Annotated in this window: 12 protein-coding genes and 1 riboswitch; all 12 genes read left to right on the forward strand. The window is 36.7% G+C overall.

What is annotated here, in order from left to right; translation table 11 throughout:
• Nucleotides 1-9: 9 nt before the first annotated feature.
• The 12 genes from AAFH98_RS05990 to AAFH98_RS06040 all read left to right on the forward strand — a co-directional run bounded on the left by AAFH98_RS05990 (nt 10) and on the right by AAFH98_RS06040 (nt 12,893).
• Nucleotides 10-2,010, forward strand: a complete 2,001-nt coding sequence (locus AAFH98_RS05990) for a sigma factor-like helix-turn-helix DNA-binding protein (RefSeq protein WP_342521784.1) — start codon at nt 10-12, stop codon at nt 2,008-2,010.
• On the forward strand, nt 1,997-2,188 hold the full coding sequence (locus tag AAFH98_RS15075) for a DNA modification system-associated small protein (RefSeq protein ID WP_407935490.1): 192 nt from the start codon (nt 1,997-1,999) through the stop codon (nt 2,186-2,188). Before AAFH98_RS05990 ends, AAFH98_RS15075 begins: the two co-directional genes overlap by 14 nt.
• Nucleotides 2,178-4,271, forward strand: a complete 2,094-nt coding sequence (dndD, locus tag AAFH98_RS05995; protein WP_342521785.1) for a DNA sulfur modification protein DndD — start codon at nt 2,178-2,180, stop codon at nt 4,269-4,271. The genes AAFH98_RS15075 and dndD overlap by 11 nt, the downstream gene beginning before the upstream one ends.
• Nucleotides 4,261-5,844, forward strand: a complete 1,584-nt coding sequence (locus AAFH98_RS06000) for a DndE family protein (protein WP_342521786.1) — start codon at nt 4,261-4,263, stop codon at nt 5,842-5,844. Before dndD ends, AAFH98_RS06000 begins: the two co-directional genes overlap by 11 nt.
• Before the next feature lie 193 nt (nt 5,845-6,037).
• A complete protein-coding gene (locus AAFH98_RS06005) occupies nt 6,038-6,235 on the forward strand; it encodes a hypothetical protein (RefSeq protein WP_342521787.1) in 198 nt (65 codons plus the stop codon).
• Between the two features lie 188 nt (nt 6,236-6,423).
• Nucleotides 6,424-6,675 carry a hypothetical protein gene (locus AAFH98_RS06010; protein WP_342521788.1) on the forward strand — a complete coding sequence of 84 codons (252 nt, stop codon included), beginning with the start codon at nt 6,424-6,426 and terminating at the stop codon, nt 6,673-6,675.
• A 59-nt stretch (nt 6,676-6,734) separates the two neighbouring features.
• The gene (gene egtD / locus AAFH98_RS06015; protein WP_342521789.1) at nt 6,735-7,679 is read left to right on the forward strand and encodes an L-histidine N(alpha)-methyltransferase; all 945 of its coding nucleotides are present in this window, start codon (nt 6,735-6,737) and stop codon (nt 7,677-7,679) included.
• Between the two features lie 4 nt (nt 7,680-7,683).
• Complete coding sequence (locus tag AAFH98_RS06020) at nt 7,684-7,821, forward strand: hypothetical protein (protein WP_342521790.1); 138 nt, start codon at nt 7,684-7,686, stop codon at nt 7,819-7,821.
• Nucleotides 7,822-7,913: 92 nt separating this feature from the next.
• Nucleotides 7,914-10,139, forward strand: a complete 2,226-nt coding sequence (locus tag AAFH98_RS06025) for an amino acid permease (protein ID WP_342521791.1) — start codon at nt 7,914-7,916, stop codon at nt 10,137-10,139.
• A gap of 58 nt (nt 10,140-10,197) precedes the next feature.
• A riboswitch (TPP riboswitch) is annotated at nt 10,198-10,299 on the forward strand.
• An 82-nt stretch (nt 10,300-10,381) separates the two neighbouring features.
• Nucleotides 10,382-11,110, forward strand: coding sequence for a class I SAM-dependent methyltransferase (locus tag AAFH98_RS06030; protein ID WP_342521792.1), 729 nt, complete (start codon nt 10,382-10,384; stop codon nt 11,108-11,110).
• 11 nt (nt 11,111-11,121) lie between these two features.
• Entirely contained in the window at nt 11,122-12,186 is a 1,065-nt protein-coding gene (locus AAFH98_RS06035; protein WP_342521793.1) for an AIR synthase-related protein, read from the forward strand.
• A 68-nt stretch (nt 12,187-12,254) separates the two neighbouring features.
• On the forward strand, nt 12,255-12,893 hold the full coding sequence (locus AAFH98_RS06040; RefSeq protein ID WP_342521794.1) for a thiamine phosphate synthase: 639 nt from the start codon (nt 12,255-12,257) through the stop codon (nt 12,891-12,893).
• Nucleotides 12,894-13,087 lie beyond the last annotated feature (194 nt).

Here is a 13,087-nt window from a genome sequence, read left to right on the forward strand (position 1 = left end):
TATTAGGAAATGAAAATCATTACAGACCTTTCTATAGAAGAGCTTATTGCTAAAGAAAATCTTAGTACAAGAGCCTCAAATTTACTTGAGAGAGAGAAATTCAATAATCTTTCGAGTCTACTTTCTTATTATCAAGCTCATGGTGATTTTAAGAAACTAAAGAGTTGCGGGAATAAGACTTCTGATCAGTTAGTTGCTATATGCAAAAAGTACGGAAGTCTTGAATATGAAATAGTTAAGAATATAAACTATGCTAGTTTAGAGAAGGATTTAAATAGAAGTCAAAAGCAAATAATTATAAACTATTTCAAGGAGTATAAAGGTCGCCTTTCTAAAAAAGCGATTAAACATGTGAATGAGTTTTTAGAGGTTAATCCAAGCTTGTCTAAAATTTGCTCAGAATTCTTAGATATAGAAATCTCTTCTTTTTTAAAGGAAGAAACCCTTTCGAATGAAAAATTGATCAGAGAAGTTAAAAATTTTCAAAAACAGGTTGGTGATTTAGTTCAAAAGGTATACAACAATAGGGATGTTGAGGATATCAAAGGGTTTTTAATAAAAAACGATTTTGATAAAAATTTTTCTCAGAATGAAGAGCTAATTAGTATCTGGGAAGAGTTAAGAAACAAACATAACAAATTTCCTGTGTTTAAATTTTGTGCTAAAGTGATAAACTTAGGGATAGGGTTTAACGAAACAGAACACTACATTTTTAATAATTATTTAAATTATTATCAGGAACATACGAGAGCTACTTTAGAGGAAATAGGAGAAGAGGTTGGGCTTACCCGAGAGAGAGTTAGGCAAATAAGAAATAACTTAATAGAGGAGTTCAACGACAAATTTCAATTTATTCAGCCACTGTCTTATTCAGTTGATATAGAAAATATATATGATTTAGATTTTGAAACTGGATTTATTTTTATTTCTGATTCAAAAGTTAAGGAAATTAATGACTCAGAAGGTACTTCTTTTAATAGCCTTTTTATTACTAAAATATTCCACCTCTTCTGCAGAAACTCTTATGACTTTTTAGGTTATGAGCTAAATTTTCATTCTCAACAGCAACGAAAGAAATATTTGTCGCTTGAGTATCCTTATCTCTTTTCTAAACAGCTACTTAATGAGTTTTCCCCAACTAAATTTATCAAAGATATAAAAAAACGCTTAAGTGATGATATAAAGGATAGTTATACTTTAAATTTGAGAGCATATATCTTTAGGTTTACAAAGTCTACTGATTTAGATCTAATTTCAGTATTAGAAAAGCCTTGCAAGATTATTATAAATAATGAGTTCGAATTGCTGATCAATTTAAATGGAGAAATAATATTTGAAAGAAATAAAAAGAAATATAATTATGAAATTATAGAGGAAGCTCTTGAAAAGCTGGGGTACGATAAAAATGGATATCATGTAACTGAAATAAATGAAAAAATAAATGAACTCTATCCTGACATTGATTATAGTGATAACCTTCAAGCTTTAAGTGGAATCATAAATAACTATAAAGCGATATTTATTCATATTGGTAGGAGCAGTACTTATGCACTAAAAAAATGGGAGCGAACATTCACTGAATTTAAGGGGGGGACAATAAGGGATATTATTGAAGAATTTTTAGTAAAAAAGGATAAGCCCCAACACATGTCTGTGATAACAGATCATGTAAACAAGTATCGGGATACTACTACTCAGGTAATTTACTCAAATTTAAAATTAGACGATTCAAAACGCTTTGAATTTTTTGGAGAAGGGTTTTTAGGACTAAATGATAAAGACTATAAAAATGAGGATACTGAATTTAATAACCTTAATGGTTTTGTTTTTTCTAAAAAAAGATTAGAAAAATATATACCTGACTATTATGATAATGTTTTAAAAAATATTAGCAAAGATAATGAGGTACTAGAAGTACAAGTGAAATCTTCTTTGGATAATAAGATTGATAAAGGAGACTTAGTAGTAAATAGTAATAATATTGTGAGATTTAATGATGAAAAGAGTTGAAGAGATAAAAAATAATCAAGAAGATAGGTTAAAAAAATTATGTGAGGAGCATAAAATAGATCATGATTCTCTTAAGAGGCTGATAAAAGCTGAAAAAATAAAAAAACTCTTAAAGAGGAAGGCTTCGATGCAACAAACAATCTCAAAGGAAATAAATAGGGTTATTAATGAAGATTAAAAAGGTACGACTCCAGAATTATCGACAATATTATGGAGTTAATGAAATTGATCTGACCACGAATTCAGAAGAAAATATAATCTTAATTGGTGGAAAGAATGGATATGGTAAAACGAATCTTCTTCTCGCGTTTGTTTGGTGCCTTTATGGAGATAGAATTTCGAAAACTGATTCCCTTTTTAGAAAACAAATTCATAAGGATGGTAACTATCCTAAATTTTTAAAGAATACATTAAATTGGGATGCAAAAAAAGAAGGACAGGTTGAATATTCTGTAGAAATAGAATTTCAAGATTTAAACTTACCGGATTCTTTTAATCAAGAGGCATCATCATGTAGAATAAAGAGAAGTGTAAATACTGAAACACTTGAAGAAGACCTATTAGTTTCAATTCCTAATCATAATAATGGCTTATTTAAGGAGGAGGAAGATAAAATAAACTTTATAAATGATTACCTGATACCTCTGGATGCAACTAAATTTGTGTTTTTTGATGCCGAGAAAATAGCACAAATGGCAGAACTTTCTACCCGGGAAGAAGGTGAGTTAATGAATGATGCATTGGGTAATATTCTAGGTCTTGATATTTATGAAAATCTGGTAGAGGATTTGAGGCTATATTCAGATAATCTGAAGAAGGAAGGAGCTACTGGGAATATTAGAGATCAAATAATTGATGCGGAATCTACTATAAAGTTAAAGAGTGCCAATATCGAGAAACATGAAAAGAGAATTGCAGAGTTAGAAGAGACAATAACTGACCTGGAAAATAAAATTGATCAATACAATGAGTTTATTAATGATCGGGTTGGGACAAAAGATTCTATTGAAGCTGTAAATAAACTGCATGAAAGAAAGTCAAAATTAGAAGCTGAAATAAATGATGCTGAAGAAAGGTTTGGAGAAATCGCAGAAATAATACCTTTTGGTCTTGTTTCTAATTTAATAGAAGAGACAGTAGCACACTTAAATAAACAAGAGTCTATAGAATTGAAAAATAAGGAAGAGAATTCTATAGAGAATAAGGCCGAACGATTCGTAGAAAAACTATTCAATAAACCTGAATTTCCACCTAGTGAGGATATGTCATTTTCAGCCAAATCATTTTATGCTGAGAAGGCTAAGAAAGTAGTAAAAAGTGTTTTTGCTAATGATAATGAGGAGGAAGCATCGCTAAAATTCTATCATGATCTTACAAATTCTGATCAACAGCTTATAGAAGATACATATAATTTGATTCAGGGCAATATCGATAAATCTTTTAAGGTTCATACAAAAGATCTAATTGCACTTAACAATGAACTTAATGAGGTAAATTCTAAAATACGCCAATTTGAATCGGAGGCTGCGGATGATGAGGTGATAACTTATCGTGATAGGAAATTACGAGCAAGTAATCAAATTGAGAAGCACAACAAGGAAATTGGAGTTGCTGAAAATGAAATAAAAAAAATGGAAGATGATATAAAGCAACTCAAGAAAAATAAAAAAATACTTTTAAAGAAAAGTGCTCTTTCCAAAAAGAGACAAAAGGAAATTGATATTATAGAAGCCTATATTGATTTATTGAATGACTTTATTGTTCAAGAGAAAAAGGAAAAATCTGAACGACTTTCAAATAATATTCTTGATGAACTAAGGGTATTAATGCACAAGCTGGCAAATAGAGATACTGATTTAATTTCGGATGTTTCAGTAAATCCATTACCAGATAATGAGGGCTTGAAGATTGAATTATTTGATTCAGAAGGAAAAAAATTCAGAAAAGAGTCATTATCAGAAGGTGAAAAGCAATTATATATATCTTCTTTGATAAAGGCTCTTCTTAATGAAGCAATTCAAAATTTTCCGATTGTAATTGATACCCCACTTGGTAGGCTAGACGAGGAACATATTAGAAATATACTCGAGTATTTTTATCCTAATTTAGCTGATCAGGTGATATTAATGACTACAAGTAGTGAAATTCCACCTGCTAGGAAGAAAATTATAGAAGACCAAATTGCAGCTTCATATTTACTTATGAATAAGAATAATCAGACAAGTTTTAAGCAAGGATATTTCGGAAATTATGAGAATTAAGAGAAGTAAGAAACAAGATGAGCTGATTACAGAGCTAACTAATATATTTGATTTTAAATATGACGGAATTATATCTAGAATTGCATTTGTATATAGTTTAAAGAAGGGTAAAGAGTTTGCACCTAAAGATGCTGAAGATATTCCTTCAGATGGGAAAGAATTTAGAGACGGAAAAGCAATATTTGGCACTTCTCAAAGTGGTAAAAATTATTATCCGGTTTTCAAAGCGATACTAGATGAATATTACGGGGGGCGTACTACTGAAGAACAGTTTTCACAGTATTTTAAACTTCATCTAGATCATGGTTTAGCAGCTTTGAAGAATGAGATAGAAGAACTAAATATTACAAAAGGTGAACATATTGAGCATTTAGCAAGCTTAGTAAATGATAGTTTGGATTTAATTGGAAAAAATGATTCTCCAAAAGGGTATACGAAAAAGGAAAATTGGGATTTCCCAGTTTATAATAATCTAGTAGAATTTGAACTAGGTAGTTCGGAAGATAATAAGGTGAACATTCCTTTAAATGATTTAAATGAATTCGATAGCCATCATATAGCTATTGCTGGTATGACTGGGGCTGGTAAAACCCAATTAATTAAGGATATATTATACCAAATAAGTAGTAATACAAATCAAAAGCTTAATTACATATTTTTTGATTATAAGGGGGAAGGAGATCCAGATTCTTTAGATCAATTTTTGGATTCAACTAGCGCAAAATTTATCGATTTATTAAATGATCAATTTGATTTTAATCCACTAGAATATATTAGTCTTGACTCTGAGAGAGAACAGAACTTCCAAATCCAATCATTTATTGATAGTGTAAGAGCAATTGAAACACAAATAGGTGTTAAACAAGAACATCATTTAAAAAAAGTAATTAAAGACTGTTTTGATTCTGCCGATCGCGTACATCCAAGTTTAAATGAAATATCAAATAGACTTGAAGAGTATTACAGCGAGAATAACATATCACCAGATTCACTTTTAAGTACAATTTCAAAGTTGTCTAGCGGATTATTTAATCGTAGCGAGGAATCAACTAAACGTATTTTTGATGAAAGTGTCTACTTGAATCTCCCAATTACTTTAGCTGATACAACTAGACAACTTTGTGTTTTCTTGGTTTTAAAATATTTGTTGGAAATGTTTAGTAAGTCAGATGATACCCAGCCTAAAAAATCATCAAGCATTAAACCCTTAAGATATGTAATTGTAATTGATGAGGCACATGTATATCTCAAAAACAAGAATGCTAGAAAAATTTTAGAACAATTACTCCGTGTGATAAGATCAAAAGGGGTGGTTGTGGTGATGTTAACTCAAGGAATTGAAGATTTTAGAAAAGGCGACTTTGATTTCTCCTCGCAAGTTAAAATACCTGTCTGTTTGAATATAAAAACAAAGGATAAAAAAGCACTAGTTAACTTTTTGGGAACCCCATCTAGTGAATACAAACTGGAAGATGCAGCATCTAAGCTCGAGAATGGCAAGGGATTAGTAAATTTTAAAGAACCTTTACTTTTTGATATCCGTCAATTTTATAAAACTATGAGTAGCATTTAAAAATTCCTTTTTGTGGCTTATTGAAATACTCAGAAGCGAAATATTGAAGTGTTTATTATAGAGTGGTTTTCCTTTATATGAAAAAGCTGAAATTATTGCAATATCAGTGGTAAACTGCTTTATTTGAAATCCCTCGGAAATTTTTTACCCAATTTCTGCGTTATACCAATAAATGAACTAAAGCAATTGTCTTATGCCAGAGAAAGTGGAAAAGTTTGAAGAAATGATTGAAGATCCAACGGCACACCAGTTAAAAGCATATTATGATGCAAAAGAAAAAGCCTGCCTTGATGCGATGAAATCAACAAAATCTAAAAACCCACATAATAAAGGGTCAAATTTAGCAGATTTTTGGGATTACGTTTATAAACAGTTTTATGAAATTCAGTAAATCATAGATTTATTTTAGGATATATTTTAAAAGGCTTGCAGAATTTTCTGCAAGCCTTTTTTATTTGTGGTCTTAAAGATGAATTAATTTTACTAAATAGCTTTTATATTAGTGATGTATGTTATCTTATAAAATAAATTATATCTTCTATCAGGTTATGTTGAGAATTCCTTAAAAGATATATGTACATGGATATTAAATTCGTAGATCGAGAAAAAATTTATACTTCCAAACGAAGGTCTTCCAAGTTTAAGCCGTTATTGGAGGCCCTGGACAAATTAGAAGTAGGGGGAGATGCCATTGAGGTTGACTATGAAGACGAAAAAAGTGTAAACTCAATGCGCACTGCGGTTTATCAGTATAATCAAAAAAAGGGTGTTAAGATTAGAAGTGGTAAAGATTCGGAAAACAAGAAGATTTACTTTTATCGAGAACGATAATAAGGAGGCTGCGCGTTAATTGTATGTAGTCAAGACCGCGAATAGCTAAAGGTTTTTGTATGAATAATCTATCGGCTGTAGACCAATCTTCGATGCTCAATGAGGTAGTGTCGGGGTTATCAAGGGAACAGAAACAATTGCCCAGCAAGTATTTTTATGATCAGCATGGGTCCGATTTGTTTGAACAGATTACCTACCTTGATGAATATTATTTGACGGATTGTGAAAAGGAGATCCTGAAAGAAAATATTAAAGAGATAGCTGATTATATTGGCTCGAATGTCATGCTGATAGAATTGGGTAGTGGCAACAGTTATAAAACCCGATTTTTGCTTGAAGAACTCTCTGAACTGTCTACCTATATTCCGGTTGATATTTCCGAAGAATATTTACTCAAGACGGCCAACCAGCTTCGGATCGAATATCCTCGAATATCAATAATACCTGTTTTTGCTGATTATACTTCTCAGTTCGATTTACCTGTTTCTGATTCTTCCAATCAAAAGCAGGTGGTCTTTTTTCCGGGATCAACTATTGGCAACTTTTCACCGGAAGAGGCAAAAGCGTTTATAGATAATATTGCAACTATTACTACGAATGATGCTGAAATGCTTGTTGGGGTGGACCTAAAGAAAGACAAGGCAATTTTAGAGGCTGCATATAATGATCGGGAAGGGGTAACGGAAGCATTTAATAAAAATATGTTGAAGCACATAAATCGAAAACTGGGCGCCAATTTTGATACCAAAAAGTTCAGTCACAATGCTTTTTACAATGAAGATGCCGGACGTGTTGAGATGCACTTGGTATCAACTGAGGAGCAGACAGTTTCTATTGGTGATACTATTTTTCAATTTGATGAGGGAGAATCTATCCATACCGAAAATTCGTACAAATATAGTTTAAATGATTTTGAAGAGTTGGTCAGCAAGTGGTATTCGGTAGAGAAAGTTTGGACTGACAAACAGGGTTACTTTTCGTTGCAATATCTTAAAAAGAAATAGCCCTATGATACGCTTTTTTAGAAATAATACTGCTGAAAACTCGATACTAACGCCGGGTTTTATAGTGATGACTATTGCCGTAGGACTAATTGTAGGATCTTTTTTGGTACAGGTAGCCATGGGATTGTGTCCCGTGCCCTGAGCAAAATTTTCTGGCGGAATTGCTATAATAGTTTCGCAGTTTCGTCAGTTATGGTAGTATTAAACATCCAGCTAAACGAATATTGATAGTATATGGATGAACAAGCTTTAGGAGAAGCAACACTGCAAGAGCAGGTAGAGGAACAGGAATCTACCGCGCAGCAAAAATATGGCACTTTCGGCGGGGTCTTTGTACCGACGTTGCTTACCATCCTGGGTGTTATCCTATTCTTACGTCAGGGTTGGGTCATCGGTAATGCCGGGTTGTTAGGTGGATGGCTGATTATTACGTTGGCTTTTGTGATTGTGACCTTCACCGCACTCTCCATGTCGTGTATTACCACCAACATTCGTATTAAGGCAGGCGGAGCCTATTCCATTATTTCACAATCGCTGGGGTTGGAAGTTGGTGGCAGCGTTGGTGTGCCCCTTTATCTGGCACAGACCTTTGCCATTACGATGTATATCTTCGGTTTCAGGGAGGGTTGGCTGTATATCTTTCCTGATCATTACGCTATAGTGGTTGATATTGTGGTGTTTGGGTTACTGTTTATGGTGGCCTTTTTAAGTGCCAAACTGGCGTTTCGCATTCAGTATATAATTCTGGCGGTTATTGTCGGTGCGCTGATATCGGTGGGAGCTACGGTATTTACGGGGGCGATGGATCAAAGCATTCAGTGGTGGGGTACATTTCCTGGTGCCCCTGAAAACAACTTTGAAGGGGTAAGTTTCTGGGTAGTTTTTGCAGTTCTTTTCCCGGCGGCTACAGGAATCATGGCGGGAGCGAATATGTCGGGTGAGCTCAAAAATCCCAAGAAAAGTATACCCATAGGTACCCTTTCAGCAATTGTAATTAGCTATATAATTTATATGACCACAGGTTATTGGATGGCCAAAGTGGCACCGGTTAATGAACTGGTGAGCAACTATAATGTAATGATTGATTACGCGTTTTGGTCACCGGCCGTGTTGGGCGGGTTGTTGGGGGCTACGTTTTCTTCGGCACTGGCATCAATTGTGGGAGCCCCGCGCATCTTGCAGGCATTAAGCGATCACAAAATTTTTCCCGGTGGGGACATGTTTTCAGAGCTGGCAGAAAATGGAGAGCCCCGCAATGCTATCTTGCTTACCGGTGGATTAGTGTTGGCTACGTTACTGCTTCGTGATTTAAATACCATTGCCCCGCTTATCACCATGTTCTTTTTAATTACCTATATGATGATCAATCTGGTGGTGTTTATTGAGCAACGTATGGATATGATCAGTTTCCGACCTACATTCAAAATTCCAAAGTTTGTGCCCTTTTTAGGAACGGTGGGATGCTTGTTTACGATGTTTATTATCAATTCTACCTTTGGCCTTATTGCACTGGGGTTTGTAATCATTACCTATCTGTATCTATCCAACAGAAAACTGAAAGTGCCGTATGGAGACATGCGCAGTGGTCTTTTTGTATCACTTGCCGAATGGGCAGCCAAAAGGGTGTCGTCGCTGCCTGAGCAAAATGAACGTGCTTGGAAGGCCAATTTATTAGTTCCGGTTAGAAGTGCCCGGGAGTTGCGCGGGAATTTCAGTCTAATACGAAATTTAGTATATCCCAAGGGGTCGGTAAAACTCGTGGGTATGTCTCAAACAGATAATGATAGTGATTTCAGAGATTCGCTGATGGATTTTGCGATGTCATTCAATCGGGAGAATATTTATGCACGCTGGAGTATTATCGATTCGGATAATTTTGAAGAGACAATGTTAAACTCACTGCAAACATTGCAGGGCACATTTTTCAAGCCTAATATTTTATTTTTGCGATTGCCTGCTCACAAAAGGTATGATGATGAAATAGCGTCAATAATCAATCAGGCGCGCTTAAATAACATGGGGGTACAGTTATATGTTGAGGATACCATTGCCCAACTTGGACGAAGTGCCTCGGTTAATGTGTGGATACACGAGCAGGGTCCCGAATGGGATTTAAATATGGAGCTGGGAAATATGGATTTGGCACTGTTAACAGCTTACAAATTAAAAGTTAACTGGAATGCCAAAATGCGCGTTATTACTGTAGTAGAAGAATCGCAAGTGGAGGAGGCCTATCGCTACCTTGAAAACCTGTTAGATATAGCGCGAATCCCTGATGCTATTCCTCACGTTGAAATTGGCTCATTTCAAGGTATTATGAGAAATGCTCCACAGGCAGATTTGGATCTAATGGGGCTACCCGAAGAGCCGGACTTTGATAAGTTGCGATCGTATGTAGACGAAACACAGTCGGCCTGTGTGTTCGTAGCCGATTCAGGCAATGAAAATATTCTGGCATAGGCCTAAAACTTGTCGGGTCGATTATTATAGTTTATGTAAACCTCAAAAAAATGTATTTTGGGATTTAACGGGGTGCCCTCTAAGGAACTTAGCGGGCTGAGATCATACCCTTAAACCTGATCTGGATAATACCAGCGTAGGGAACCAGTCTGCTTATTGCAAGTTATGTTCTTTCGGCTGATTGCCTTCCTGTTATTATCCATACAGTCGGAACTGAATTTTGAAATTCATAGCATGATGCAATGAGCAATAAACTCCAGAAGAAAAAATTCGAGCTGGTCACAAAAAAGCTTGAACAGTGGCAGGATCGAAAAGAATGGTTTTTTAACCGTGAGCACACCGAAGTATATGAAGATTACTACGAAGGTAGGTATAAGCGGGCTGAAATCTGGCAGAAGAAGGTATTGGCGAAGCTCATCAAAAAAGATGAGCGCGTAGAAACCCTCTTGGAATATGGCTGCGGAACAACCCGCTTTACTCGTTGGTGGCAGGAAATTGGCATCGAAGCTACCGGTGCGGATATTTCGCCTTTTATGTTGGGCGAAGGAAACAAACATTTTGATGGCGATTTGGTGTGGGCCGATTCGCATCATATGCCGTTTAAGGATAATACCTTTGATGCGCTCGCTTTCATTGCCACTTTTGCCTATTACCAAGACCCGATAAAAGTCATTCGTGAGGCGGTGCGCGTGGGCAAGTACGGAATGATTTTCGGTATCATGAATCGCAATTCCACAAAGGTAGTCCGCCGACGTGTACAAGAAGTTTTTGGAGCAAATCCCTATTACGAAACGGCCGATTTTTATACGCCGAAAAAGCTGATTGACACCATCCATGAAGCGTTGGAGGGACGATTGTACGAGATCGAATGGACGGCCACCGGCTTGCCGAAGTGGTTCCCTGTACAGCGCTGGGGATTGCCAATTGGCGATTTTTTCGGACTGCATGTAAAGCTAACCGATGTAGAATAACTCTGATCAGTATGAGTGCATTTGAAGACAATAGCGGAAAAATAAATAGCGAGCTGTTTCATGAAATAATTGGATCGCAAAAGGGGCGGCAGCGCAGGGAAGTTATTACAGGCCCCAAGTTTGGTGTGGATACCGCCGTCATAGATCTTGGCAATGGAAAAGGGCTGGCTACTTCGAGCGATCCACTCTCATTGATTCCTTCTTTGGGTCTCAAAGAGTCGGCGTGGCTGTCGGTACATCTGCTGGTCAATGATATGGCGACTACTGGATTTGATCCCCAGTACGCCCAGTTTACGTTGAACTTGCCGACTGATTTTCCCCTGGAGAAATTCAAGAGCTACTGGGGGCATATCCACGGGATGTGTGATGAGCTTGGCATTGCTATTACCGGCGGACATACAGCACAGGTGCCGGGACAACAATCTACGACCCCGGGCGGCGGTACGATGTTTTTGCAGGCGCCATTGGATGACATCATCACGAGTAATGGAGCCGAGCCCGGCAATAAAATTATAGTCACCAAAGAAAGTGCGCTGGTATCGTCTTCAATATTGGCGATGAGTTTTCCCGAAACAGTGCAGCAGGAATGCGGGAAAAATATTTACGAGCAAGCCCGCGAGAATTTTTATCGGACTTCATCACTGCAAGATGCGCTGGAAGCAACGAAGGTGCTGGCGCCCAACACGGAATTAAAGGCTATGCACGATGTTACCGAGGGGGGCTTGCTTGGTGGGATTTCTGAGCTGGCTGAAGCTTCGGGCTGTGGATTCAGGGTGGATAGCGCTAAACTGCCCGTGGGAGAAGCTCCACAGGAGATTTGCGAGCTTTTTGAGATCGACCATCGGCTTTGTGTGGGAGCCGGATCGATGATAATGGCTGTAGAAGAAGGAAAGGAAGAAATGCTTTTAAATCATCTTAATGAGCAGTCTATACCCGCGACGGTGGTAGGTGAATTGACAGAAAAAAATGAAGGAATGATCCTTATTGAAGAGGGGAAGGAAGCCTCTTTTGAGTTTGATGGCAATGACCCATACTGGAATGCATTTTTTGAAGCGATGGAAAAGGGCTGGAAGTAAATATGTCCTTAGTTTGAGTAGGAGATTAAGTTTTTTGAAACTTGATGAATCGTTTTAATTGTAGAATTATGAAAGACGAAAACTTGAACGGTATTTATTTGGTGGTAGATCCGGCCATGGACCATGACCAATTGCTGGATAAAGTAGAACAGGCGCTGGAAGGCGGCGTAGAAATTCTGCAGATCTGGAACAACTGGTCGGATGGTATGCGTCAGCCCGACCGTGAACAGTTAGTCACCTATATTATTTCAATAGCGGATAAATATGATGTTCCGGTATTGGTTAATGAGAGTTGGAAACTGCTTAAAAATACCAAGGCACACGGCGTGCATTTTGATTCCATTCCAGATGATATTGATACGATCCGTCAGCAAATTGGGAGCGATTTTATTACGGGCATTACCTGTAGTAATGATTTGGATGTAGTACGATGGGCCGAAGAAAACAATGTTGATTACATCTCGTTCTGTGCCATGTTTCCGTCGCCTTCGGTTGGCAGTTGTGAGATCGTACAACCCGAAACGGTGCGAAAAGCACGTGAGCTGACAGATATACCACTATTTTTATCGGGTGGGATAACCCCAGAAAGTATTGGCAAACTTGATGGGTTAGAGTTTAATGGTGTGGCAGTAATATCAGGAATTTTAAAGGATGATAAGCCCCAGGAGCGGGTTTTAAGTTATAAACAAATACTTAATAATCGGTAAGATTTTTTAGTGAAAATAAAGTGCTGGTGGGAATTGTAGATGTTGTTCTATTTATAACTATAAGTTAATTGATTGCGTTAAAACGTTTATTCTTTTTCCAATATGTTTTCCCGCAATTTTCCCAGACCCCGAAATTAAATTTCTCTTGAGTTTTTACGGGCCTTTTGGGTCAAGCTAAAAGGCGGTAAGAGAAG

The organism is Fodinibius sp. Rm-B-1B1-1 (assembly GCF_038594945.1).
Lineage (GTDB): Bacteria > Bacteroidota > Rhodothermia > Balneolales > Balneolaceae > Fodinibius > Fodinibius alkaliphilus.

What these genes read in the sequence shown, in the direction of transcription:
- AAFH98_RS15075 (WP_407935490.1), top strand. Translation starts at nt 1,997, where the DNA reads ATGAAAAGAGTTGAAGAGATAAAAAATAATCAAGAAGATAGGTTAAAA.
- AAFH98_RS06020 (WP_342521790.1), top strand. Translation starts at nt 7,684, where the DNA reads ATGATACGCTTTTTTAGAAATAATACTGCTGAAAACTCGATACTAACG.
- egtD (WP_342521789.1), top strand. Translation starts at nt 6,735, where the DNA reads ATGAATAATCTATCGGCTGTAGACCAATCTTCGATGCTCAATGAGGTA.
- AAFH98_RS06035 (WP_342521793.1), top strand. Translation starts at nt 11,122, where the DNA reads ATGAGTGCATTTGAAGACAATAGCGGAAAAATAAATAGCGAGCTGTTT.
- AAFH98_RS06010 (WP_342521788.1), top strand. Translation starts at nt 6,424, where the DNA reads ATGGATATTAAATTCGTAGATCGAGAAAAAATTTATACTTCCAAACGA.
- dndD (WP_342521785.1), top strand. Translation starts at nt 2,178, where the DNA reads ATGAAGATTAAAAAGGTACGACTCCAGAATTATCGACAATATTATGGA.
- AAFH98_RS06025 (WP_342521791.1), top strand. Translation starts at nt 7,914, where the DNA reads ATGGATGAACAAGCTTTAGGAGAAGCAACACTGCAAGAGCAGGTAGAG.
- AAFH98_RS05990 (WP_342521784.1), top strand. Translation starts at nt 10, where the DNA reads ATGAAAATCATTACAGACCTTTCTATAGAAGAGCTTATTGCTAAAGAA.
- AAFH98_RS06000 (WP_342521786.1), top strand. Translation starts at nt 4,261, where the DNA reads ATGAGAATTAAGAGAAGTAAGAAACAAGATGAGCTGATTACAGAGCTA.
- AAFH98_RS06030 (WP_342521792.1), top strand. Translation starts at nt 10,382, where the DNA reads ATGAGCAATAAACTCCAGAAGAAAAAATTCGAGCTGGTCACAAAAAAG.
- AAFH98_RS06040 (WP_342521794.1), top strand. Translation starts at nt 12,255, where the DNA reads ATGAAAGACGAAAACTTGAACGGTATTTATTTGGTGGTAGATCCGGCC.
- AAFH98_RS06005 (WP_342521787.1), top strand. Translation starts at nt 6,038, where the DNA reads ATGCCAGAGAAAGTGGAAAAGTTTGAAGAAATGATTGAAGATCCAACG.